The sequence below is a fragment of the Devosia sp. XGJD_8 genome, assembly GCF_046614475.1.
In the GTDB taxonomy this organism is placed as follows: Bacteria; Pseudomonadota; Alphaproteobacteria; order Rhizobiales; family Devosiaceae; genus Devosia.
In genome coordinates, this window is record NZ_JBKJHF010000001.1 from 174192 (window position 1) to 197018 (window position 22827).

Here is a 22827-nt window from a genome sequence, read left to right on the forward strand (position 1 = left end):
CTAGTACGAAAACTCGCTGAACCGCCCGCCCTTGCCGTCATAGGTCAGGACCCGACCGATCAGCGGTTCGCCGATGCCGGTGAGAAGCTTGATGGCCTCCATGGCCATCAGCGTGCCGATGACGCCCGTCAGCGGGCCCAATATGCCGGTGGCTTCGCAGCTGGGCAGGTCGGTATCGTCGGCTTCTGCGGGATAGAGATCGGCAAAGGCCGGTCCGCCCGGCGCGAAGACCGTGACCTGCCCGTCGAACATCGAAACGGCGCCCGACACCAGCGCCTTGCCCAGTTGTGCTGCGGCCGCCGCCACCACCCGGCGGGTGGCCAGATTATCCGTTCCGTCCAGCACCAGGTCGTAGTCCGCGATGATGGCCCCGGCATTGCCGGCCTCAAGCCGCTCGGCATGGATGGCAAGCGTGACATGCGGGTTGAGCGCGCTGGCAAAGCGCCCGGCGCTGTGGGCCTTGTTGTCGCCAATGCCCGCCTCGGTATGGATCACCTGCCGGTGCAGGTTGCTCAGCGACACCGCATCGTGATCGACAATGCCCAGCATGCCGATGCCTGCCCCGGCCAGATAGGCGATGACTGGGCTGCCCAGCCCGCCCGCGCCGACCACCAGCACGCGGGCCTGCTTCAGCGCCTGCTGGCCCGCCCCGCCCATGCCCTTGAGCACCAGATGGCGCGCATAACGCCGCGTTTCGGCGGGGGAGAGCGGGTCAGAGGCCAAGCGGCACCGCGATGAAGCGCCGGTCGGGACCTTCGAAACTGCCGGGATAGACGGAAATCAGCACCACGGCGTCGTCAACCGAATCGGCCTGGAACGGCAGCACCACGCCATGGAGCCGATAGGTCACCGGGCAGCCGCGCGAGCGCGGCAGGTCACCATCGCGGTGGATCTGGCGCGATCCCTCGTCATTAACCAACGTCAACTGGTAGCCCAGCGGATCGACCCCGAACCACTCCGTGCAGGGCGCCGCAGCGGTGACGGGAAAGCTCGACAGGCGCAGTTCGTGATCGCCCCGGACCGCACCCGGCTCGTAGCCGGGCATGCCAAAGCGCAGCCGGTCGGCATCGAGGCCCGGGGCCCCGTCGCCAACCAGCGCAACCAGTTCGGCAGGCCTGTCTATGCCCAGCGTCGCCAGATCCTCGGCGGCGGTGGCCTGTGCCTCGGCGCGCACCACGCTCAGCGTCATCGCTTCGCTTTCGCCCCGCACCCGCACTGGCGTGCCGACCACCCACTCGTCCTCGGCCAGGTCGACGACGTAGATGCTGGAATAGGCAAAGCCCGAGCCGTCCTGGATGCCATACTCCTCGAAGGCGAAGTAACGGGCATCCGCGGAATAGCCGATGAGGTCGATCAGCGCCCGGTCGCCGGCCATGGCCGGGCCAACCAGTGCCGCAAGGCTCAGCAGGCTAACGCCCAGTCGAGCCATGCCCGCGGTCACCGCGTTCGGTTTCATCCAGCGTCTCCAATTGCGTAAAAAATACCTGGCTGACCGGCGCCACCACCATCTGGGCTATGCGCTCGCCCCGGCGCACCGCAAAGGGCGCCTGGCCGTGATTGATCAGCATGACTTTGACTTCGCCACGATAATCCGCGTCGACCGTGCCGGGGGCGTTGAGCACCGTCACCCCGAATTTTGCTGCCAGCCCGGAGCGTGGCCTGATCTGCGCCTCGTAACCTTCCGGCAGGGCCATGGCAAAGCCCGACGGGATCATGGCCGTGCCGCCAGGAGCAATCTCGACCACCTCGTCGGGGCCGAGCGCCGCCGCAATATCCACGCCCGCCGCACCCGCGCTCTGCTGGCGGGGCATGGGCAGGCCCTGGCCATGCGCCAACCAGACCAGGCCGATAGGGACCGCGTCAGCCATCAGGGCGCGCGGACCACGGCATAGAGTTCGTCGGGCAGATCGACGGTACCGTTGATCAGATCGAGGAAGGGGATGACCTGTTCGGCCGAGCGCTTGTCGCCCGACAGCGTCATATTCGTCTCGGTCACCTCGGCGCCGGAAAAGCGCACGGTGACGGCATGGCCGGTAAAGAAGGCCTCGACCATCTGCCGCGTCTCGGCATCCATGGTGTCGTCGGCGCCGATCTCGGCCTTCATTTCCGCCGTGGGCAGGGAAATACGGACGAGGCCCGGGCCGGCCGCGGCAAAGACGATCGCCTGCTCGTCATTGCCCATGGTCAGGTCGGCAAACCAACCCTCCTCGACAATGGTGCAGGTGGCGCTGCCATCGGCGCCTTCGGTGAGCTCGCCCTCGGCGCAGAACTCATCCTCGGCCGGCGCATCCGCTCCGGCCTGCTCGGCGCCCATTACCACCATGGAGTAGAATTCGGCGCCCATGACCTGGGTCATCGTCGCCTTGGCCGTGGTCTCGCTGGTCAGCGCCACGTCGACCTTGGCGTCAATGCAGCCGGTCAGCGCTGCGCCCAGCAGCATTGCAATGGTGAATTTGCCGAGCTTCTCGATGGACATGACGCCTGTCTCCCAAGGTTTCTGCGCGCAATCTATGGCTAAGTCATTGACCGGGCAAGGCGCTCACAATGGCGCCAGGGTGAGGCGCCACAGCACGGCCAGCAGCACCAGTCCGGCCAGGCCCAGCACGCCCAGCATGGCCCAGCGCATCAGCCGGTCGCTGCGGGGCCGCAGCTTGCCGGCATGATAGTCGGCCAGGGCCAGCTCGGCCTGCGCCGCGATCACCGGCAGGCGCTGCGCCGCTTCGGCAAACACCTTGAGCTGCTCTGTCAGCGCCTCGATCCGGCCGATCGGGCCGGCTTCCTTGCGCAGCCAGTCGCCCACGACCGGCTCGGCCACCGTCCAGATGTCGAGCTGCGGGTCGAGCGCCCGCGCCACGCCTTCCACCAGCACCATGGATTTCTGCAGCAGCACCAGTTCGGGCCGGGTCTGCATGGAAAAGAGGTCGGTAATCGCAAAGAGCTGGCCCAGCACGCGCGCCATCGAGATATCGGAGGCGGTGCGGCCATGAAGAGGTTCACCGATCGACCTGATCGCCAGGGCAAAGTCGTCGACCGACTGGTCCTTGGGCACATAGCCGATGTCGAAATGCCGCTCGGCGACGAGGCGATAGTTGCGGGTGATGAAGCCGTAGAGAATATCGGCGAGGAAGCGTCGTTCCTTGCGATTGATGCGACCCATAATGCCGAAGTCGACGGCAATGACATCGCCGGTCCTGGGGTCGGCGAACAGGTTGCCCGGATGCATGTCGGCATGGAAGAAGCCGTCGCGGATGGCGTGCTTGAGAAAGCTCTGCAGCAGCTTGGTCGCCAGCGCCTTGCGGTCAACCCCGGCTGCGTCGAGCGCGGCATGGTCGCGGATCGGGATGCCGTCGACCCAGCTGGTCGTCAGCACATTCTGCGCGACATGGTCCCACGAAACGGTGGGGATGACGAAGCCGGTATCGTCCTTGATATTCTCGGCCATTTCCGAAATGGCCGCGGCCTCTAGGCGCAGGTCCAGTTCGAGCCGCGCCGAGCGGTCGAGCGTCTCGACCACTTCGGTCGGCCGCAGGCGCCGCGTCGAGCGCACCATGCCCTCGGCAAGCCGCGCCGCGGCATAGAAGCTTTCGATATCGGCCATGAAGCGGGCTTCGACGCCCGGCCGCAGGATCTTGACCGCGACGGTCTTTGCCATCCCGTTGGCGGGCCTGAGCCGCGCCCTGTGCACCTGGGCGATGGAGGCGGCGGCGATGGGCGGGGAAAGCTCGGTCAGTTCGGCCGCCTTGCCATCGAGCGCGGCAACCAGGATGGCCGGCACCAGCGCCGCGTCGAACGGCTCCATCTTGTCCTGCAGGCCCGACAGGTCATTGGCGATCTGCGCGCCGACCACGTCCGGCCGCGTCGCCAGCGTCTGGCCGAATTTCACATAGGTCGGCCCCAGCAGGTTCAGCGCCTTGTTGAGGCGCTCGACATGGCCGGTCCGGCGCACGCTGGGCCGCTCGATCAGCCGGCCGAGCCAGATGCCGAAGCGCAGCGGCGCCAGGGCCGGCGGCAGCTCGCCGGGAATCGACAGCGCACCCTCGCGCGCCAGCACGTAACCGGCCCGGATCAGGCGAAAATAGGCACCAAGCAGCATGCCTAAATCTTCCAGCCCGAGAACAGCGTCGCGATATTGCCCGAATAGGGCGTGTGCTTGACGCGCTTGAACCCGGCCTGGCTCAGCATGGCCGAGAAAGCCGGCGGCGGGGGGAACTTGCGGATCGACTCCACCAGATACTGGTAGGGCTGCGCATCGCCGGTGACCAGCTTGCCCATGGGCGGGATCACCCGGTCGGAAAAGGCGGAGTAGACGGCGTCAAAGCCCGGGACGTCGACCTGGGAGAATTCGAGCACCAGGATGCGCCCGCCGCGCTTGAGCACACGATGCGCCTCGTCCAGCGCCTTCTGGATGCGCGGCACATTGCGGATGCCGAAGGCGATCGTATAGGCGTCAAAGCTCTTGTCTTCGAAGGGCAGTTCCTCGGCATTGGCCTCGACGAAGCTGGCCTGCGCCGGGTAGCGCCACGCCTTGGCCCGCTCGGCGCCCACCCGCAGCATGTCGGCATTGATGTCGGAGACCACGACCTCGGCATAGCCCACTGAGGCATTGATGATGCGCTCGGCAATGTCGCCGGTGCCCCCGGCCATGTCGAGCACCCGATAGGGCCGCGTGCCCGCCTTGGGCGGCGCGAGGTCGGCGACCATGGCCGCCTTCCAGACCCGGTGGATGCCGGCGCTCATCAGGTCGTTCATCAGGTCGTAGCGGTCGGCGACATTGTGGAACACGGCATTGACCATGCCCTGCTTGTCGTCCATCGCCACGGTCTGTTCGCCGAAATGGGTGGTCTCGCGCGGCTCGGTCATGGCTATCGCCCTGTGCATTTTGTATGGGAGGCAATACGTGTCGTATCGGCGCGCACCATATTCAACCCAATCCGGCTTTGCCATGGCACAAAGCCGCACAGGTAAAAGAGACCACAATGCCCGAACTGCCCGAGGTCGAAACCGTCCGCCGCGGGCTGGAGCCCTGGCTGGTCGGCGCGCGCATCGACCAGGTGACGCTCAACCGCAAGGATCTGCGCTTTCCCTTCCCCGAGGGGCTCAAGGCGGCGCTGGAAGGCCAGGCCATCGTATCTGTCGGCCGGCGGGCGAAATATCTGCTGCTCAAGCTCTCCAGCGGCCAGACCCTGCTCAGCCATCTGGGCATGACCGGCTCCTGGCGGTTTGCCGAGCACAGCATCGACAAGCCGCCGCGGTATTATGAGCCCGGCACCGAGCCCAAGCACGACCATATGGTCTGGGACATCACCCATCCCGAGCATGGCAGGAGCCATCTGATCTATGCCGATCCGCGCCGCTTCGGCTTTATCGACCTCTACGATGACCTGGCCGACAGCCCCTATCTCAAGGACCTCGGCCCCGAGCCGCTGGGCAACGACTTCAATGCCGGCGAGATGGCGGAGAAGTTCACCGGCAAGAAGACGCCGATCAAGGCGGCCCTGCTCGACCAGCGCGTCGTGGCGGGGCTGGGCAACATTTATGTGGCCGAGGCGCTGCATCGCAGCCATATCCTGCCCACGGTCCTCGCCGGCACGCTGGTGACAGCCAGGGGCAAGCCCAAGGCGGCGCTCGAGGATCTGGCCCATGCCGTGCGCCAGGTGCTGGTCGAGGCCATCGAGGTGGGCGGTTCGACCTTGCGCGACTTCCGCAATGCCGAGGGCGGCTCGGGCTATTTCCAGCACCGCTTCGCCGTCTACGACCGGGAAGGCGAGCCTTGCCCGACCCCGCTCTGTACCGGCACGGTGCAACGCATCGTCCAGTCGGGCCGCTCGACCTTCTTCTGTCCGGTCTGCCAGAAGGCGCCCTAGCTGTGCCGGATGAGGGGGCGCCATGGTTGATTGAACCCCTCGCTTGCCCTTGGGACACCCTCTCAGGCAAGGGGAGAGTGGAAGAGGTGCCATGCAAGCGCCCGGCCCGTGAATCCAGTTGACGCTTGCGCCCTTCTCCCCTATAGACCGCCCAACTTGGCGGCTGTCGATTGCCGCCGATTTCATTTCATCCCGGACGCCTGCAGCGCTTGTAGCGTGTGATCGGCCGGTTGGACGCCAAGAGGACCGTTATGGCCAATACGCCGTCAGCCAAAAAGGCTACCCGCAAGATCGAAGCCCGCACCGCGGTCAACAAGTCGCGCCGTTCGCGCGTCCGCACCTTCATCCGCAAGGTTGAAGAGGCCATCGTTGCCGGTGACCACAAGGTCGCCATGGAAGCGCTGCAGGCAGCCGCTCCCGAGATCAATCGCGCGGCGACCAAGGGCATCGTTCATGCCAATCTGGCGGCCCGCAAGATTTCCCGCCTCAACAGCCGCGTCAAGGCTCTCAGCGCCTGATCGGCTTCGCCGCGGCGCCCCTCGGGTGGCAGCCGGCGGCTTTTGAAATTGGGCTCCGCAAGGGGCCCATTTTCTTTGTATGGTAGCCAGCAAGCTTTTTCCGATTTGACGGCCATGTGTCACGTATGTGACACTATCGACCTAGGTCCTAAAAGACCGCGCGGAATATGGTTTCTCAAGTTCCGTCAATGACTTGCATTAATGTCGGACATTGTTGGAGCGCGCTCGTGCCACCGTGTCGCAGCGGAAAGCACGCCAGGGGGAAATAATTTTTTTGGCGTCTGAAGGGGTCTCGCGAGAGGATTCTGTGTTGAGTCACAGACCCTTGCTTTGCTGGACTTTGGTAGGGCCGGGAAGCCAAAAAAGACAACGTCGGAGTCAAGCCCTCATTTTGCAGATTCCACGGTTGCGGCCCCAAAATCGTCCCTCTAAAGTGATCTGGTCAGCGGCGGAAAGGACACCGGTTACGAGTGTCCTGCCAAGCTGGTGGGGTCATTTTCGGGGCGTTGTTTTCAGCATCTCGGCAGTAATGCCGTAGGGGTTTTGTATCGGTGGCGATTGTGTTGGCAGCGACTATAGCGGCCGGTCCGATCAGGGCCGGCAGGATTTAGTAAGGTTTTCGGCCAGGTCTGGCCGGGTTCATGACAGGACTAGAAAAGCGGCCGGCGGGTAACGCCGGGCAGCAGACTTGCGCCTCCTCCTGGGGGGCGCCATGGCGAAGCTGTGGCCAAGGACCAGAACGGTTCGTGGTTCCGGATATGGGGCAGAAACACCGTGCGGGCTTTGCGGGCCGGACGGAATCGAAGAAGCAAATGGGGCAAACCAAGATGATGCGACAGGCAACCGCCGGAGGAAGCGATTGGGCTCAGGCCAATCCCTCTTCCTCCCTTCCGACCACCCAAGGCGAAAAACCTGTCATGAGCACATCCGACACTCCCGAAGGCCAGCGCGAACTCTGGAACCGGGTGCGCGCACGCCTCAAGGCCGGTGTCGGTGAGGATGTCTTCGCGTCCTGGTTCGCCCGCCTCGAGCTCGAGGAAATGGTCGATGACGTGGTCCATCTCTCCGCCCCCACCCGCTTTCTCTGCTCCTGGGTGCAGTCCAACTATGCCGAGCGCATCCTTGAGGCGTTCCGCCTCGACAATGAAGAGGTCAGCCGCATCCAGGTGACCCTGCGTGTCAACGGCCAGGCCCGCCCGCGTCTGACTCCGGTCGCCGAGCCGACGACCAATCATGAGACCGCCGCGCCTACCATTGCAGCGACGCCGATGCCGACCAGCCACCCGCGCCTGGTCCGCGACAATTCCGCCGCCAAGGGCGATGCCCTGGCCGGCAGCGCCATCGATGCGCGCATGACCTTCGACACCTTCGTGCCGGGCTCGGCCAACGAGATGGCGCTGGGCGTCGCCAAGCAGATCGCTGCCGCCGCCGCCAACAACACGGTGACCTTCAATCCCGTCTACATCCATTCCACCGTGGGCCTGGGCAAGAGCCACCTGCTCAATGCCATCGCCCATGCGGTGCAGTCGGCCGATGCGACCAAGAACATCGTCTATCTGACGGCCGATCACTTCATGTACCATTTCATCACCGCCGTGCAGCGCCAGTCCGCGCTCGGCTTCAAGGAATGGCTGCGCCGGGTCGACCTGCTGCTGATCGACGACATGCAGTTCCTGCAGGGCAAGTCGGCCACCGAGTTCGGCCATACGCTGGGCACGCTGCTCACCGGCGCCAAGCAGGTCGTGGTGGCCGGCGACGCGCCGCCGCGGGATCTCGAAATGCTCGATGAGCGCGTGCGCTCGCGCCTGTCGGGCGGGCTGGTCGTGCCGATTTCCGGCTTCGATCTCGAACTGCGCCGCTCCATCGTGCAGCGCCGTGCCGACCAGGCGACAGCCCGCTACGGCATGCATTTCCCGGCGCCCGTGCTCGATTATATCGCCCGTGCCGTCATCAGCCACGGCCGTGACCTCGATGGCGCCGTCAACCGGCTCGTCGCCGCCAACCAGCTCACCGGTGAACTGATCACCGTGCCGCTGGCCGAAAAGACCCTGGGCGACCTCATCCGTTCGCGCGAAGCCCGCCGCGTCCGCATCGAGGACATCCTCAAGATCGTCTCCCGTCACTACAAGGTGCCGCGCAACGAACTGCTCTCGGCCCGCCGCTCGCGCGACGTGGTGCGGCCCCGCCAGATCGCCATGTTCCTGGCCAAGGCGCTGACCTCCCGCTCGCTTCCCGAAATCGGCCGCCGCTTCGGCGGGCGCGATCACACCACCGTGCTCCATTCCGTGCGCAAGGTGGAACAGATGATCAAGGACGATATCGAGCTGGCCCAGGAAATCGAACTGCTCAAGCGCATGCTCGAAGAGTAGGGGCGGCGCATACGCGCCACCCTCTCCTTGATAGCGCGCGTTACTTCGCTGTCGGCAGCGGCCGCGCCATGAATTCCGCAAATGCCGCCTTGTGGTCCGGATGCCAGCGCGACAGCGCCGGCCGGTTTTCGATGATGTCCAGCACATTCCACAGTATGCGCTTGTGATCGGTCTCGGTGCTGGTCTCGTCGTCCGGACAGAGGATGAAGAACGCGCCCCGCGCGATAGCCGCCTCCATGAAGTCGATGACCTGTTCCGGCAGCCAGGCGCCACTGCGGTGCTCGGCCTCGCCGGTCGTGGTCCAGCCCGGGATCAGCAGATGCGCGCTGATGTGGCTGCCCGGGCGCTCGCGCAGGTCGCGCGCCAAGTTCTGCGAATAGGCATTCACTGCCGCCTTGCTGGTATTGTAGGCGGGGTTGCCCGGTGGATTGGTCAGGCCCTGCTTGGAACCGGTATTGACGATCACCCCTGGCCGGCCCGCTGCCAGCATGCCCGGCAGGAAAGCCTGCACGCCATTGACTATGCCCAGCACATTGACGGCGAAGAGCCGCTGCCAGTTCTCGATCGGATCGAGAATGCCCCCGGCGCCACCCGAAACGAAAGCGGCGGCATTGTTCATCAGCAGCGTCGGGCTGCCCCAGCGCGACTCGACGTCGCGGGCCAGGGCGGCCATGGCTGCCGCATCGGCAACATCGGCCGTGCTGGTCAGCACCTTGTCGGCGCCCAGCGTTTGTGCCAGCTCGTCGGCCGTCGCCGCGAGCTTGGCCGCGTTGACGTCCACCATTGCGATGCGCATGCCGGCCCTGGCGGCGCGCCGCGCGGCGGCCCGCCCGATGCCGCTGGCGCCCCCGGTGATCACGGCTATGCCGTCGGCAACAAAACTCTCGGCCATCGCGCTCTCCCAATCCTGAATGCTGTTGCAGGGAGTCTATCCAATAGTGCACCGCGACGCATCATCTGCCGGCAATGGCATGGGTGGTGAAAACGGGGATTTCTGCGTGCCGAGGCCGGTCTCGCCCTTGCTAATCCCTTACGAAATTGTAAATGTCCAACCCCCGGCGTGCCGGGGGTTTTGCTGCAGACGTGCAGCCCGCGTAGTCCAGGTTCGTTCGCGCTTTCGAACCGGAAAAGTGGTCGCCACTTTTCCTGAAAGCGCTCTAGGGAAGTTGCCGCATGAAAGTCACGCTCGAACGCAATCATCTGCTCAAGTCTCTGAGCCATGTGCATCGGGTGGTGGAGCGCCGCAATACCTATCCGATCCTGGCCAATGTCCTGTTCAAGGCCGGCGATGACAAGGTCGAGCTGCGCGCCACCGACCTCGACATCGAGGTAACCGAGAGCGTGCCCGCCATGGTCTCGACCGCGGGCACCACCACGGTCCCGGCCCATACGCTCTACGAAATCGTGCGCAAGCTCAGTGATGGCGCCGAAGTGCGGCTCGAAACCGATGGCGGCGAGAACATGGTTCTCACCTCCGGGCGCTCGCGCTTCAACCTGGCCTGCCTCAGCCCCGACAGCTTCCCCGATCTCAAGTCGGGTGCCTTCGGGCATGAATTCACCATGCCCGCCGCCGCCCTGCGCGAGCTGATCGAGCGCACCCAGTTCGCCATCAGCAACGAGGAAACGCGCTACTACCTCAACGGAATCTATTTCCACACCGTGGACATTACCGGCACGGGCACCGTGCTGCGCGCCGTGGCCACTGACGGCCACCGCATGGCCCGCGCCGAGATCGAGGCGCCAGCCGGCGCCAAGGGCATGCCCGGCATCATCGTGCCCAAGAAGACCGTGGGCGAAGTCCAGAAGCTGCTCGATGGCGCCGATGGCGACGTCGCGGTGGAGGTCTCCGACACCAAGATCCGCTTCACCGTCGGCTCGGTCGTCCTGCTCAGCAAGCTCATCGAAGGCACCTTCCCCGACTATGATCGGGTCACCCCCAAGAACAACGACAAGCAGATGAATGTCGACCGCGCGAGCTTCGCCACCGCCGTCGACCGCGTCTCGACCATCGCCTCCGAGCGCGGCGGCAAGGCCGTCAAGCTCCAGGCCAGGGATGGCCTGCTCGAACTGTCGGTCACCAATCCCGACCACGGCACGGCCAGCGAGGAACTGGCGGTGGATTTCGACACCGACGGCTTCGAGATCGGCTTCAATGCCCGCTACCTGCTCGACATCATCGGCCAGATCCGCTCCGAAAACGCCGTCTTCATGTTCAACGATGCCGGCTCGCCCACGCTGGTCAAGGACGATGGTGAGACGCGGGCGCTCTATGTCCTGATGCCGATGCGCGTTTGAGGGCAGCCGCATCCTGATCAGACAAAGGCCCCCACACCCGGCGCTGCGCGCCGACCTCTCCCCCGAAGGGAAAGGTGAAGAGGGCCTCGATGCTGCCGCAACACCACCTCTCCCTCTGGGGGAGAGGTCGACCGAAGGGCGGGTGAGGGAGCCTTCCACAGGCACTATGCTCGTATGACCCGCCACCTCTCGCGCATCCGCCTCACCGCCTTCCGCAACTATGCCGCGGCGGCGCTGGACCTCGATTCCCGCCATGTCGTCCTCACCGGCCCCAATGGCGCCGGCAAGACCAATCTGCTGGAAGCCATCTCCGTGCTCTCCCCCGGCCGTGGACTGCGCGGGGCGAGCTTTGAGACGCTGCAGTCCCAGGGCTCCGATATCCCCTGGGCGGTGGCTGCGACGGTCGAGACCGATGACGGCCCTGCCGATATCGGTACCGGCGCCTCGCCCGATGGCGGGCGGCGCGTGCGCATCAACGGGGCCAATGCGCGCTCCATCGAGGCGATGAGCGATTATCTGCGCGTGCTCTGGCTGACGCCGGCCATGGATGGCCTGTTCTCCGGTCCCGCGGGCGACCGGCGCCGCTTTCTCGACCGGCTGGTGACAACGCTGATCCCCAGCCACTCCGCCTCGGTGTCCGACTATGAAAAGGCCATGCGCCAGCGCAATCGGCTGCTCGAAGACAATGGCGAAATGGCCTGGCTCAATGCCATCGAGGCGCAGATGGCCGAGCTGGGCGCCTCGATCCACCTGGCGCGCATGGATAGCCTCACTCATCTCCAGGCCTTGATCGAACAAAGTCTCGACGATGAGAGCTTTCCCGCCGCCCATCTGGCCCTGACGCCCCTCTTCGAGGATGGCGCGCAATACCCATCCTCGGCGGCTCTCGAAACCGCTCTGACTGCCGCCTGGCGCGCCTCGCGCGGGGTTGATCGGGCGGCCGGACGCACCATATCAGGGCCACACCGTGTCGATCTCGAAGTGACCTATGCCCAAAAGGCCATGCCGGCCGCTTTGGGCTCGACGGGAGAGCAGAAGGCCCTGCTCATCGGCCTCATCCTGGCCCATGCCAGGCTGGTCAAATTGCGCACCGCCATCACGCCCTTCCTGCTGCTCGACGAGATTGCCGCCCACCTCGATCCCGACCGTCGCCGGGCGCTGTTTTCGGCGCTGGACGGGCTGGGAACGCAGTGCTTTCTCACCGGCACCGACCGCCTGCTGTTCGAGGCGCTTGGCAGCCGCGCACAGACCATCACCGTCCGCGACGGACGGCTCCACCACGACTAGCTGTTCATCCCCGGCAATCGCCCCGAAAACGGCCATTTTGCTTGGGTATGGACCCCCGTTCCGCTAGAACAAAACACCTGCGAAAACGACTGATTCGGACCCCATGACCGATAGCGAAATTCCCGATCCCAACGAATACGGCGCCGACAGCATCAAGGTGCTCAAGGGGCTCGACGCGGTGCGCAAGCGCCCCGGCATGTATATCGGCGACACGGATGACGGCTCGGGCCTGCATCACATGGTCTACGAGGTGGTCGACAACGCCATTGACGAGGCGCTGGCCGGTCATGCCGATCTGGTGACGGTCACGCTCAATGCCGATGGCTCGGTGACGGTGATCGACAATGGTCGCGGCATCCCCACCGACATCCACAAGGAAGAGGGCGTCTCTGCGGCCGAGGTCATCATGACCCAGCTCCATGCCGGCGGTAAGTTCGACCAGAATAGCTACAAGGTCTCGGGTGGCCTGCACGGCGTGGGCGTGTCCGTGGTCAATGCCCTGTCGGCCTGGCTCAAGCTCAAGATCCGCCGCGACGGCAAGATCTTCGAGATGAGCTTCAGCCACGGCAATGCGGATTCGCCGCTGATCCAGACCGGCACCTATGTGGCCGACAAGCAGCCCGGCACCTATGACGGCCGCAGCGGCAGCGCCATCACCTTCTTCCCCTCGGCCGAAACCTTCACCATGGTCGAGTTCGATTTCAAGACGCTCGAGCATCGCCTGCGCGAACTCGCCTTCCTCAATTCCGGCGTGCGCATCCTGCTCAACGACCTGCGCCATCCCGAGCCGGTCCATGTCGAACTGTTCTATGAGGGCGGCCTCGAGGCCTTCGTGCAGTATCTCGACAAGTCCAAGTCGCCGGTGATCGAGCGGCCGATCACCATGATCCACGAAAAGGATGGCATCACCGTCGAGGTGGCGCTGCAGTGGAACGACAGCTACCACGAAAACGTGCTCTGCTTCACCAACAACATCCCCCAGCGCGATGGCGGCACCCATCTGGCCGGCCTGCGCGGCGCGCTGACCCGGCAGGTGACCAGCTATGCCGAAAGCTCTGGCATCGCCAAGCGCGAAAAGGTCTCGGTGACCGGTGACGACACCCGCGAGGGCCTCACCTGCGTGCTCTCGGTCAAGGTGCCGGATCCCAAGTTCAGCTCCCAGACCAAGGACAAGCTGGTCTCCTCCGAAGTGCGCCCCGTGGTCGAGAATATCGTCAACGACAAGCTGGGCCAGTGGTTCGAGGAACATCCCAACGAGGCCAAGGTCATCGTTGGCAAGGTGGCCGAAGCCGCGGCGGCGCGCGAAGCCGCCCGCAAGGCGCGCGAGCTGACCCGCCGCAAGGGCGCGCTCGAAATCTCCTCGCTCCCCGGCAAGCTCGCCGATTGCCAGGAACGCGATCCTGCCAAGTCCGAAATCTTCATCGTCGAGGGTGACTCGGCTGGTGGCTCGGCCAAGCAGGGCCGCGACCGCTCCAACCAGGCCGTGCTGCCGCTGCGCGGCAAGATCCTCAATGTCGAGCGCGCACGCTTTGACCGCATGATCTCGTCCGAACAGGTCGGCACGCTGATCACCGCGCTGGGCACCGGCATCGGCCGCGAGGAGTTCAACGCCGACAAGCTGCGCTACCACAAGATCATCATCATGACCGACGCCGACGTGGACGGCGCCCATATCCGCACGCTGCTGCTGACCTTCTTCTACCGGCAGACGCCCGAATTGCTGCAGCGCGGCCATGTCTATATCGCCCAGCCGCCTCTTTATAAGGCCATGCGCGGCAAGTCCGAGCAGTATCTCAAGGACGAGGACGCGCTCGATCGCTACCTGATGGAAGCCGGGCTCGATGACGCCGTGCTCAAGACCCGCGACGGCGTCGAGCATGCCGGCCCCGACCTGCTCGGCATCACCCAGCAGGCGCGCGACATCGTCCACGCCATCGACAACCTCAATACCCGCTACAATCGGAGCCTCGTCGAACAGGCCGCCATCGTGGGCGGGCTCGATCCCGAGGGCCTCAACGATCCGACCCGCATCTCGGGCACCATGGACCGCATTTCCAACCGGCTCGACCGCATTTCCGACGAGCTGGAGCGCGGCTGGTCCGGTGTCATCACCGACGAAGAGGGCCTGGCCTTCTCGCGCACGGTGCGTGGCGTCACCGAGACGCACCAGCTCGACAAGGCCCTGCTGCAGAGCGCCGATGCGCGCAAGCTCCGCCAGCTGGCCGAGCGGCTCGATGAAATCTATGGCGGCGTGCCCACCCTGACCCGCAAGGGCGAGACCATCCCGATCTTCGGGCCATCCTCGCTGTTCAAGGCGGTGACCGATTCTGGCCGCAAGGGCGTGTCGCTGCAGCGCTACAAGGGTCTGGGCGAAATGAACGCCTCCCAGCTCTGGGAAACCACGCTCGACCCCAATGCCCGCACCCTGCTCAAGGTCGAGATCGACCAGATCGACGAAGCCGACCAGATTTTCACCGCCCTGATGGGCGACCTGGTCGAACCGCGCCGCGATTTCATCCAGGACAACGCGCTGAGCGTGAGCAACCTGGACGTCTAGGGTGCGGGCCGAAGGGCCAAAACGCTCCAGTGGAGCGTTTTGAGCGCCCTGGGCCATGGGGGCTTCAGCTTGCTTGGGCCGCATCAGGCTGCCGAGCAGACCGGCGCGTTCACCCCTTTGAACAGTGCGTTGCGCAGAACTGGCTTGGTTGCGGGCCGTCGTCGGCATAGCTAAAGCTCAGTCACGACGCACGCGTTCAGGTTCACTCCCATGAAAAAGATCGGTTTCCTCTCCTTCGGCCACTGGTCGCCCTCGCCGCAATCGGGCACCCGCACGGCCGGCGATGCGCTGCTGCAGTCCATCGACCTGGCTGTCGCGGCCGAGGAGCTGGGCGCTGATGGCGCTTATTTCCGGGTGCATCACTTTGCCCGGCAGCTCGCCTCGCCCTTTCCGCTGCTGGCCGCCGCCGGCGCGAAAACCAAAACCATCGAGCTTGGCACGGCCGTCATCGACATGCGCTACGAGAATCCGCTCTACATGGCCGAGGATTCAGGGGCCGCGGACCTGATTTCCGGCGGACGCCTGCAGCTCGGCATCAGCCGCGGTTCGCCCGAGCAGGTGATCGATGGCTGGCGCTATTTTGGCCATGTGCCCGCCGAAGGCCAGACCGATGCCGACATGGCGCGCACCAATGCCGAGATCTATCTCGAAGCGCTCAAGGGCCAGGGCTTTGCCCAGCCCAATCCGCGTCCCATGTTTCCCAATCCGCCCGGCCTGCTGCGCCTTGAGCCGCATTCGGAAGGCCTGCGCGACCGCATCTGGTGGGGTGCGGCGACGGACGCCACCGCCGTCTGGGCCGCCAAACTGGGCATGAACCTGCAGAGCTCGACGCTCAAATTCGACGAAAGCGGCAAGCCCTTCCATATCCAGCAGGCCGAGCAGATCCGCGCCTATCGCGCTGCCTGGAAGGAAGCCGGCCACGCACGGGAGCCCCGCGTCTCGGTCAGCCGCTCCATCTTCGCCTTGGTCAATGACATGGACCGCGCCTATTTCGGCAGCGGCCGGCCCGAGGAAGACCAGTTCGGCTATATCGAACCGGAAAAGCGCGCCGTCTTTGGCCGCGGCTATACCGGCGAGCCCGACATGCTGATCAGGGAACTGGCCAGGGACGAGGCCATTGCCGAGGCCGATACGCTCCTGCTCACCGTGCCCAACCAGCTCGGCGTCGACTACAACGCCCATGTCATCGAGAGCATTCTCAAACTCGTCGCTCCGGGCCTCGGCTGGCGCTGAGGTCACGCCGGCGCGTGGCGCCTTTGCGCGTGGCCCAGCCACAGGATGGCAGCCGCGGCAAGCGCCAGCCAGGGCAGCAGCACCAGGTTGAGGCTTTGCCAGCCCATGGTCTCGTGCAGGATGCCGGCGCTTAGGGAAGCGGCAAGGCCCACCACGAATATGGTGAAGTCATTGGTCGCCTGGGCCTTGCCCTTCTCGGCCTGGCTATAGGTCCGCGTCAGCAGCGCCGTGCCGCCCACATAGAGAAAGTTCCAGCCGACTCCCAAGAGGATCAGCGCCGAGGCGAATGAGACAAATCCGGTTCCGCTCAGGCTCAGCAGGATATGGCCCGCCAGCAGCATGACGCCGGAAAACATGATCTTGATCACGCCGAAGCGGGCAATCAGCGTGCCGGTGAAGAAGGATGGCAGGAACATGCCCAGCACATGCAGCTGGATCACCGTCGCCGTCGTCCCCAGGTCATGCTGGTGATGCGTCATGGCCAGCGGCGTCGCCGTCATGGCGAGGATCATCACCCCATAGCCCGTTGCCGCCCCGAACAGCGCCACCAGATATTTCGGCTGGGTGACGATCGCCCTGAGCGGCCGCGCCGCCTCGGGGACCGCCGTGGTTTCGACTTCGCGCGGGATGCGCAGGCCCAGCAGCAGGGCCGCCCCCAGCAGGGACAGGGCCGCCAGGATCAGGAAGGACCCCAGATATTGCGGCTCCAGCAGTGGTCCGCCGATGCGGCCCAGCTGGGGACCCAGCACCGCCGCGATGACGCCACCGGCCAGCACGAGTGAAATGGCGCGCGGCCGAAACGCCTCCGACGCCACTTCCGCGGCCGCGAAGCGGTAGAATTGCGCAAAGGCCTGGTAGCCGCCGACAAAAAACGTGCCCAGGCTCAGCAGCGGCAAAGACCCCCATGCCACGCCGGCCGCCGCCAGCAGGCCGCCCAGCGTGCCCAGCAGGGCCCCGGCAATGAACCCGCCCCGCCGCCCGATCCGCGCCATCCACATCGAGGCGGGCACGGTCAGCAGCGCAGTGCCCAGAAACATGGCCGCGATCGGCGCGGTGGCCCATTCGGGCGACGATGCCAGCTGCGCGCCCGCCAGCGCGCCGATGGTCATGATCAGCACCGAGACCGTCTGGAACAGCGCCTGCGCCGATGACAGCAGCAGGACCTGTCGATGCATCGGTCCGGCGCCTGGCGAAGTGCTCATGGCGCCGAAACCTCCGTCGGCAGGCCCGCGGCGATCCATTCCGGCATGCCCCCCTCGAGGCGCTGCGCCGCGATCCCCTTTTCCCGCAATCGGGCGACTGCCTCGAAGGAGAGAACGCAATAGGGCCCGCGACAATAGGCGACCACCTGGCGGTCCGGCCCGATCGAGGCCAGCCGCACGTCCAGCTCGTCCAGCGGCACATTGATGGCGCCCGGCACATGGCCCAGCGCATATTCGTCGGCCGGCCGCACATCGAGCACCGTGACCAACCCGTCCGCGATACGCGCCTGCAATTGCGCCCGCGATACCGGCTCGAGGCTGTCGCGCGCGTCGAAATAGCCGCGCACCACCCGGTCCACCTCGGTCAGGTTACTCTTGGCCACCTTCTGCAGCGCGCCCACCGCCTCCAGCACGGCACGGCCCGCCATGGCATAGATGACGAACTTGCCCTGCCGCTCTGCGGTCACCAGCCCGGCGCGGCGCATGGCCTGCAAATGCTGGGACGCATTGGCAATCGGCAGCCCCAGCTTGTCGGCCAGCCGGTCGACGCTGCGCGGGCCTTGCCCCAGCTGCTCGAGAATTTCCAGCCGCTGCGGATGCCCCAGCGTTCTGGCCACCAGCGCAAACTGTTCGAACAGCGCGAATTTGGGGGAAGGCGGGGCCATGACCGCTCCAATCAATCATTCAACGATATTATTGAATAAACCGCTGGAGGACGGGGTGCAATCCCCTGCCGCATTCACCGGTCAGGGCAGGCGATAGGCCGATTGCGCACAGCCACTGGCCTGCCAATAGGCGTCGACCGGGGTGAAGGTCCCACGCGCTGCCGCTTCGATCCGTGCCGCAAAGGCCATGGCTTGGCATTCATCGGTCCCGGCCACGACATGCACCATCTCGTGCAGGATGGTGAGCTCCCGCAAGGCGTCGGCACCCGGCGTAAAGAATTGCGGGCACAGCACCAGCCGCACCACGCCATTCTCGGGTGGCAAAACCACGAAGGCGGCGAAACGCCCGCAGGATCCCTCGGCCTGTTCGCGGATGTCGATGTCGAGCGTTACCGTCCCGCCCCAGCGGGGCGATCGGAAGCGCTGCAGCGTCAGCGCGTCGCGATAGGCAGTGATGTCGACATCCGTCGCGTCGGCATCGAGCCGCGGCAGGGCCGCCTCGAAAGTGGCGATGGCCGCGTCGAGTGCGCGGTCGAACACGACACTGTCCTGCGCAATGGCTGGACTGGCGCAAAGGGCAAAGGCGATGGCAATGATCCGGCGCAGCATGGAGGTTTCCTGTTCGGCCGGCAGCTATACCGCTTCGCACGGCGCGAACAAGGCAGGCGCGCCGCCTCGATCGCCTGTGACAGCCCCGCAACACCCGGCCATCCCTCGCAAAACCCCACATAAACCGGCCACAATTGCCCCGGAGAAGGGATGAGTGATCGCGCGGGGAGCGCCTTGTCGTCCGTGACGAGCCCGCGAGTCGGTCATGATCGCCTTAACCCTTCGCTAACCTCTTGTTCCCTGATGTGAGCGAACAGGGTAGAAGCGGCAAAAGGCACCAGTTTTTCTAAGGTCTGCTTGATGGATTTTCGCATTTCCGCTGATGACCGCGTGGGCAGCCAGCCGGCCCGGGGCGGCAAGCCTCAGGCCAAGGCCAATAGCGGCAAGGGCCGTAGCAGCCGCGTCGAGCCCACCATGGGCCGCTCGGTCGGCGTCTTCGTCGACGACGAGCGCTCCGGTGGCGCTGCGCCCGGCGGTCCCGGCGGCAAGCCCCCTCGTACGCCCAAGCGCGGCAAGGCCCAGCGCAAGAAGCCCCGCGGGTCGCGCGCCGGTGGCTTTCTCATGGGCCTGCTCTGGTGGGGCTTTGTCGCCTGCCTGTGGGGCGGCATCGCGGTCATCGGCGTCATCGTCTATTACGGCGCCCAGCTGCCCTCGTCCAATACCTGGGCCATTCCCGATCGCCCGCCCAATATCCGCATCCTGGCGGCCGATGGCAGCCTGATCTCCAATCGCGGCCAGACCGGCGGCGAAGCCGTGACCTACCGCGAACTGCCCTATTATGTCCCGGCCGCCATCATCGCCAGCGAAGACCGCCGCTATATGAGCCATTTCGGCGTCGACCCGATCGGCCTGATCTCGGTGGCGCTGGAATCGGTGCAGGCCGGCGACGTCACCCGCGGCGCCTCCACCATCACCCAGCAGGTGGCCAAGAACCTCTTCCTCACCCCCGACCAGACCCTGGGCCGCAAGGTGCAGGAAGCCATTCTGGCCGTCTGGCTCGAGCAGAACTACACCAAGGAAGAGATCCTCGAACTCTATATGAACCGCGTGCATTTCGGCTCCGGCACCACCGGCATCGAAGCAGCGGCACAGACCTATTTCGGCATCTCGGCGCGCAACCTGTCGCTGGGCCAGGCGGCCATGCTGGCCGGCATCCTGCCCGCGCCATCGGCCTATAATCCCAAGTCCCATCCCGATCGCGCCATCGAACGCCAGCGCCTGTCGCTCGCCGCCATGGCCCGCGAAGGCTACATCACGGCCGAAGAGGCCCAGGCTGCCCAGATCGACCCCAGCCAGTCTGTCCGCACCCGCGTTGCCGGCTCGGAAGACTACGTTGCCGACTGGGTCGAAAGCCTGATGACCGCCTATATCGGCGAGATCGAATCCGACGTGGTGGTCCAGACCACCATCGACTTCAAGATGCAGAAGGACGCCGAATTCATCGTCAAGGAGTTGGTGGCCTCCGAAGGCCCCAAGCGCGGCTTCAACCAGGGCGCCCTCGTCGCCATGGATGTCGACGGCACTGTGCGCGCCATGGTGGGCGGGGTGGACTACCAAACCAGCCAGTATAACCGCGCCGTCACCGCCAAGCGCCAGCCCGGCTCGACCTTCAAGCCCTTCGTCTATCTGGCCGCAATGGAAAAGGGCTATACGCCCGATACCCTGGCCGAGGATGCCCAGTTTGACTACAATGGCTGGAGCCCGCGCAATGCTTCGGGCAAATATGCCGGCACCGTGACCCTGCGTCAGGGCCTGGCCTATTCGCTCAACACCATCACGGCGCGCCTCGCCATCGACGTCACCCCCCAGGCGGTGATCGACGTGGCCACCCGCATGGGCATTTCCTCGCCGCTGACGGCCGTGCCCTCGATCGCCCTGGGCACGCAGGAAGTGAACCTGCTCGAACTGACCAGCGCCTATGCCCCCTTCGCCAATGGCGGCTTCGGCGTCATCCCCAATGTCATCACCCGCATCGAGGCCAAGGACGGCACCGAGCTCTACCAGTCCTCCGATGCCGGCCCGGGCCGCGTCATCGCGCCCAATATCCTGGCCGAGATGAACGACATGCTCAAGACCGCCGTGGAAGTGGGCACGGGCAAGGGCGCCAATCTGGGCGGCTGGGACTTTGCCGGCAAGACCGGCACCACCCAGGACGCCAAGGACGCGCTGTTCATCGGCTATACCTCGGCCATGGTCACCGGCGTCTGGCTGGGCAATGACGATGCCACCAAGACCACCCTGTCGGGCGGCAATGTGCCGGCCGCCATCTGGTCCGAATTCATGACCAAGGCGCATGCCGGCAAGCAGGTCGCCCCCATTCCGGGTGGCAGCTATGAAGGCCAGCTGGTGGCCCAGCAGGTGCTGGATCCCGCAACCGGCCAGGTCGCCATCGATCCGGCCACCGGCCAGCCCATGACGCAATATGTCGATGCCGGCACCGGCCAGCCGGTGCAGACCACCACCGACCCCGCGACCGGGCAGTTGCTGCGCCTCGATCCGGCAACCGGCCAATACGTACCCGCCGCGGCTACGGCTGCGGTCAACCAGCCGATCCAGACCGGCCAGATGGTCGACCCCAGCACCGGCCAGCCGGTGGGCCAGCAGATCGATCCGGCCACCGGCATGCCCGTGGGCAATACCGGCGGCATGCTGGTCGATGCCAATGGCGTCCAGATCGACCCCGCCACCGGCATGCCGGTCGGCCAGGTCGTCGACAACGGTCAGGCCATCGATCCGGTCACCGGCTATCCCCTGCAGGGCCAGACCAATGGCGTAGGCCCCGCGCCCATCGATGCCAATACCGGCCTGCCAATGACCCTTGTGGTCGATCCGGCCACCGGTCAGCAGGTCTGGGTGCCGAGCGCTCCCGCGCAGCAGCAGCAGGTGCAGCCGCCCGCCGCACTGGGCCAGCCGGTGCCCATCGAGAACGAGCGCAGCCAGCGCACGCTGATGGACCTGATCTTCGGCGACCAGCAGAACTGACGGCCGGCGCCTCTGGCGCAAGATCGCTCCGGTGGAGCGATTTAGGTCGTCAGGCCCGGAGCGCTATGCGCGCGGGGCACGCGATCTCCGCAGACCCGAACCGCACAAAAAAGGCCGCCCCTCGGGGCGGCCTTTTCGCTTATGCGACGACGATCGGACTGCCCGATGTCACCCGGTCATGCAGGTCGATGACATCCTGGAACAACAGCCGCACGCAGCCGCTCGAAACCGCCTTGCCGATGGTGGCGGGGTCCATAGTGCCATGCACGCGATAGAGCGTGTCGCGATTGCCCTGGTGGATATAGAGCGCGCGGGCGCCCAGCGCATTGAGCAGGCCCGGCGGCTGGCCGTTGCGATAGATTTCCAGCTCAGGCTGCCGGTCGACCATTTCCTTGGGCGGGGTCCAGACCGGCCACTTCCGCTTGTAGGCGATATGACCCTCCCCGCTCCATTCAAAGCCCGCCCGGCCCAGCCCCACGCCATAGCGCATGGCCCGCCCGTTCGGCATGGTCCAGTAGAGGAAGTAGTTGCCCGTATCGACCACGACGCGGCCGGCCGGCTGGCCGGTCGGATTGTCGACCTCCTGCCGCCAGTAGATCGGGTCGACCATCGATACGTCGGCCGCGGGAACCGGATAGTCCTCTTCGGGCCGTGCGGCATACATGGCCAGCACATCGGGCGGCACCGCATGGCGCACCGGTCCGGCCGGCACGACGGGCGGGGTGGGTCCGGTCGTGGTGCAGGCGGCAAGGGCGAGAGCGCTGACACTGGCGAGGCCCGCCAGCACGGCGCGGCGCGACAGGGGCGCGTGAATTATAGACGACATGAAAACATCCTTGGCCCCGAAAGGGGCCGCAAGCATAGGGAACAGGGAATGATGGATGTGTTCAGGCCTGCTTGGGCGGCCGCAGCGGTCCGGTGCCGAACCAGTCCGCCATGTCGGTATCCGTGCCGGGCACGGGCCGGGCTTCCGCCGGGCAGAGCGGCAGCGGCATCACCGTTACCGGAATGCCGTTATGCGACCCGCAGGGCATGACAATGCCCGAGCCGAGATCGATCTCGCCGCGTTGCACGGCCACGATCACCGGAATGGACTGGTTGTTGGCGTCCACATGGTTCAGCACGACCAGGGGCGAGCTGTGATAGCGATGCGCATGCGCGGTCGTCATCCCAGCAAGGGATGCGAAGGCAAAGATAAGCACGATGATGGTGACGAAGCGGCGCATGCCCTGCTTCTAGGCCGCGG

General features: G+C 65.6%; 20 protein-coding genes. 8 read left to right on the forward strand and 12 right to left on the reverse strand.

Annotated elements, in window-relative coordinates:
• The 6 genes from ACLI1C_RS00880 to ubiE form a co-directional block, all read right to left on the reverse strand.
• Window positions 1-723, reverse strand: a complete 723-nt coding sequence (locus ACLI1C_RS00880) for a HesA/MoeB/ThiF family protein (RefSeq protein WP_411394966.1) — start codon at window positions 721-723, stop codon at window positions 1-3.
• Entirely contained in the window at window positions 713-1456 is a 744-nt protein-coding gene (locus ACLI1C_RS00885; protein WP_411394967.1) for a DUF2259 domain-containing protein, read from the reverse strand. Before ACLI1C_RS00885 ends, ACLI1C_RS00880 begins: the two co-directional genes overlap by 11 nt.
• Window positions 1410-1868: a dUTP diphosphatase gene (dut, locus tag ACLI1C_RS00890; protein WP_411394969.1), complete on the reverse strand. Its 459-nt coding sequence runs from the start codon at window positions 1866-1868 to the stop codon at window positions 1410-1412. The genes ACLI1C_RS00885 and dut overlap by 47 nt, the downstream gene beginning before the upstream one ends.
• Window positions 1868-2476 (reverse strand): hypothetical protein, encoded by a 609-nt coding sequence (locus tag ACLI1C_RS00895; protein ID WP_411394970.1) that lies wholly within the window; start codon window positions 2474-2476, stop codon window positions 1868-1870. The genes dut and ACLI1C_RS00895 overlap by 1 nt, the downstream gene beginning before the upstream one ends.
• A gap of 63 nt (window positions 2477-2539) precedes the next feature.
• Entirely contained in the window at window positions 2540-4093 is a 1554-nt protein-coding gene (ubiB, locus tag ACLI1C_RS00900; protein WP_411394971.1) for a 2-polyprenylphenol 6-hydroxylase, read from the reverse strand.
• Between the two features lie 2 nt (window positions 4094-4095).
• Entirely contained in the window at window positions 4096-4860 is a 765-nt protein-coding gene (gene ubiE, locus ACLI1C_RS00905; RefSeq protein WP_411394972.1) for a bifunctional demethylmenaquinone methyltransferase/2-methoxy-6-polyprenyl-1,4-benzoquinol methylase UbiE, read from the reverse strand.
• 116 nt (window positions 4861-4976) lie between these two features.
• On the opposite strand from ubiE, the gene mutM reads away from it, so the two are divergent.
• From mutM to dnaA, 3 genes are all read left to right on the forward strand, one after another.
• Window positions 4977-5864: a bifunctional DNA-formamidopyrimidine glycosylase/DNA-(apurinic or apyrimidinic site) lyase gene (mutM, locus tag ACLI1C_RS00910; RefSeq protein WP_411394973.1), complete on the forward strand. Its 888-nt coding sequence runs from the start codon at window positions 4977-4979 to the stop codon at window positions 5862-5864.
• A gap of 251 nt (window positions 5865-6115) precedes the next feature.
• Window positions 6116-6382 carry a 30S ribosomal protein S20 gene (gene rpsT, locus ACLI1C_RS00915; RefSeq protein WP_411394974.1) on the forward strand — a complete coding sequence of 89 codons (267 nt, stop codon included), beginning with the start codon at window positions 6116-6118 and terminating at the stop codon, window positions 6380-6382.
• Window positions 6383-7299: 917 nt separating this feature from the next.
• Window positions 7300-8751, forward strand: coding sequence for a chromosomal replication initiator protein DnaA (dnaA, locus tag ACLI1C_RS00920; protein ID WP_411394975.1), 1452 nt, complete (start codon window positions 7300-7302; stop codon window positions 8749-8751).
• Between the two features lie 40 nt (window positions 8752-8791).
• Here the strand turns inward: dnaA and ACLI1C_RS00925 are convergent, their stop codons facing one another.
• Window positions 8792-9643 carry an SDR family NAD(P)-dependent oxidoreductase gene (locus ACLI1C_RS00925; protein ID WP_411394976.1) on the reverse strand — a complete coding sequence of 284 codons (852 nt, stop codon included), beginning with the start codon at window positions 9641-9643 and terminating at the stop codon, window positions 8792-8794.
• 281 nt (window positions 9644-9924) lie between these two features.
• On the opposite strand from ACLI1C_RS00925, the gene dnaN reads away from it, so the two are divergent.
• From dnaN to ACLI1C_RS00945, 4 genes are all read left to right on the forward strand, one after another.
• On the forward strand, window positions 9925-11046 hold the full coding sequence (dnaN, locus tag ACLI1C_RS00930) for a DNA polymerase III subunit beta (protein WP_411394977.1): 1122 nt from the start codon (window positions 9925-9927) through the stop codon (window positions 11044-11046).
• A 174-nt stretch (window positions 11047-11220) separates the two neighbouring features.
• The gene (gene recF / locus ACLI1C_RS00935; RefSeq protein WP_411394978.1) at window positions 11221-12333 is read left to right on the forward strand and encodes a DNA replication/repair protein RecF; all 1113 of its coding nucleotides are present in this window, start codon (window positions 11221-11223) and stop codon (window positions 12331-12333) included.
• 103 nt (window positions 12334-12436) lie between these two features.
• On the forward strand, window positions 12437-14890 hold the full coding sequence (gyrB, locus tag ACLI1C_RS00940; RefSeq protein WP_411394979.1) for a DNA topoisomerase (ATP-hydrolyzing) subunit B: 2454 nt from the start codon (window positions 12437-12439) through the stop codon (window positions 14888-14890).
• Window positions 14891-15100: 210 nt separating this feature from the next.
• Window positions 15101-16123 (forward strand): LLM class flavin-dependent oxidoreductase, encoded by a 1023-nt coding sequence (locus tag ACLI1C_RS00945; RefSeq protein WP_411394980.1) that lies wholly within the window; start codon window positions 15101-15103, stop codon window positions 16121-16123.
• A gap of 2 nt (window positions 16124-16125) precedes the next feature.
• Here the strand turns inward: ACLI1C_RS00945 and ACLI1C_RS00950 are convergent, their stop codons facing one another.
• The 3 genes from ACLI1C_RS00950 to ACLI1C_RS00960 all read right to left on the reverse strand — a co-directional run bounded on the left by ACLI1C_RS00950 (window position 16126) and on the right by ACLI1C_RS00960 (window position 18599).
• A complete protein-coding gene (locus ACLI1C_RS00950; protein ID WP_411394981.1) occupies window positions 16126-17325 on the reverse strand; it encodes an MFS transporter in 1200 nt (399 codons plus the stop codon).
• Window positions 17322-17990: an ArsR/SmtB family transcription factor gene (locus tag ACLI1C_RS00955; RefSeq protein ID WP_411394982.1), complete on the reverse strand. Its 669-nt coding sequence runs from the start codon at window positions 17988-17990 to the stop codon at window positions 17322-17324. Before ACLI1C_RS00955 ends, ACLI1C_RS00950 begins: the two co-directional genes overlap by 4 nt.
• Window positions 17991-18071: 81 nt before the next feature.
• A complete protein-coding gene (locus tag ACLI1C_RS00960; protein ID WP_411394983.1) occupies window positions 18072-18599 on the reverse strand; it encodes a hypothetical protein in 528 nt (175 codons plus the stop codon).
• Between the two features lie 300 nt (window positions 18600-18899).
• Here ACLI1C_RS00960 and ACLI1C_RS00965 point away from each other — a divergent pair, with 300 nt between their 5' ends.
• Window positions 18900-21581 (forward strand): PBP1A family penicillin-binding protein, encoded by a 2682-nt coding sequence (locus ACLI1C_RS00965; protein ID WP_411394984.1) that lies wholly within the window; start codon window positions 18900-18902, stop codon window positions 21579-21581.
• A 139-nt stretch (window positions 21582-21720) separates the two neighbouring features.
• Here the strand turns inward: ACLI1C_RS00965 and ACLI1C_RS00970 are convergent, their stop codons facing one another.
• Together ACLI1C_RS00970 and ACLI1C_RS00975 are read right to left on the reverse strand one after the other, a co-directional pair.
• Window positions 21721-22407 carry a L,D-transpeptidase gene (locus ACLI1C_RS00970; protein WP_411394985.1) on the reverse strand — a complete coding sequence of 229 codons (687 nt, stop codon included), beginning with the start codon at window positions 22405-22407 and terminating at the stop codon, window positions 21721-21723.
• 61 nt (window positions 22408-22468) lie between these two features.
• A complete protein-coding gene (locus ACLI1C_RS00975) occupies window positions 22469-22807 on the reverse strand; it encodes a hypothetical protein (RefSeq protein WP_411394986.1) in 339 nt (112 codons plus the stop codon).
• Window positions 22808-22827: the final 20 nt, after the last annotated feature.

Bases quoted from the DNA above. Each gene is read 5' to 3' on its own strand.
- ACLI1C_RS00885 (WP_411394967.1), bottom strand. From the start codon at position 1,456: ATGAAACCGAACGCGGTGACCGCGGGCATGGCTCGACTGGGCGTTAGC.
- dut (WP_411394969.1), bottom strand. From the start codon at position 1,868: ATGGCTGACGCGGTCCCTATCGGCCTGGTCTGGTTGGCGCATGGCCAG.
- ACLI1C_RS00895 (WP_411394970.1), bottom strand. From the start codon at position 2,476: ATGTCCATCGAGAAGCTCGGCAAATTCACCATTGCAATGCTGCTGGGC.
- ubiB (WP_411394971.1), bottom strand. From the start codon at position 4,093: ATGCTGCTTGGTGCCTATTTTCGCCTGATCCGGGCCGGTTACGTGCTG.
- ubiE (WP_411394972.1), bottom strand. From the start codon at position 4,860: ATGACCGAGCCGCGCGAGACCACCCATTTCGGCGAACAGACCGTGGCG.
- mutM (WP_411394973.1), top strand. From the start codon at position 4,977: ATGCCCGAACTGCCCGAGGTCGAAACCGTCCGCCGCGGGCTGGAGCCC.
- rpsT (WP_411394974.1), top strand. From the start codon at position 6,116: ATGGCCAATACGCCGTCAGCCAAAAAGGCTACCCGCAAGATCGAAGCC.
- dnaA (WP_411394975.1), top strand. From the start codon at position 7,300: ATGAGCACATCCGACACTCCCGAAGGCCAGCGCGAACTCTGGAACCGG.
- ACLI1C_RS00925 (WP_411394976.1), bottom strand. From the start codon at position 9,643: ATGGCCGAGAGTTTTGTTGCCGACGGCATAGCCGTGATCACCGGGGGC.
- dnaN (WP_411394977.1), top strand. From the start codon at position 9,925: ATGAAAGTCACGCTCGAACGCAATCATCTGCTCAAGTCTCTGAGCCAT.
- recF (WP_411394978.1), top strand. From the start codon at position 11,221: ATGACCCGCCACCTCTCGCGCATCCGCCTCACCGCCTTCCGCAACTAT.
- gyrB (WP_411394979.1), top strand. From the start codon at position 12,437: ATGACCGATAGCGAAATTCCCGATCCCAACGAATACGGCGCCGACAGC.
- ACLI1C_RS00945 (WP_411394980.1), top strand. From the start codon at position 15,101: ATGAAAAAGATCGGTTTCCTCTCCTTCGGCCACTGGTCGCCCTCGCCG.
- ACLI1C_RS00950 (WP_411394981.1), bottom strand. From the start codon at position 17,325: ATGAGCACTTCGCCAGGCGCCGGACCGATGCATCGACAGGTCCTGCTG.
- ACLI1C_RS00955 (WP_411394982.1), bottom strand. From the start codon at position 17,990: ATGGCCCCGCCTTCCCCCAAATTCGCGCTGTTCGAACAGTTTGCGCTG.
- ACLI1C_RS00960 (WP_411394983.1), bottom strand. From the start codon at position 18,599: ATGCTGCGCCGGATCATTGCCATCGCCTTTGCCCTTTGCGCCAGTCCA.
- ACLI1C_RS00965 (WP_411394984.1), top strand. From the start codon at position 18,900: ATGGATTTTCGCATTTCCGCTGATGACCGCGTGGGCAGCCAGCCGGCC.
- ACLI1C_RS00970 (WP_411394985.1), bottom strand. From the start codon at position 22,407: ATGTCGTCTATAATTCACGCGCCCCTGTCGCGCCGCGCCGTGCTGGCG.
- ACLI1C_RS00975 (WP_411394986.1), bottom strand. From the start codon at position 22,807: ATGCGCCGCTTCGTCACCATCATCGTGCTTATCTTTGCCTTCGCATCC.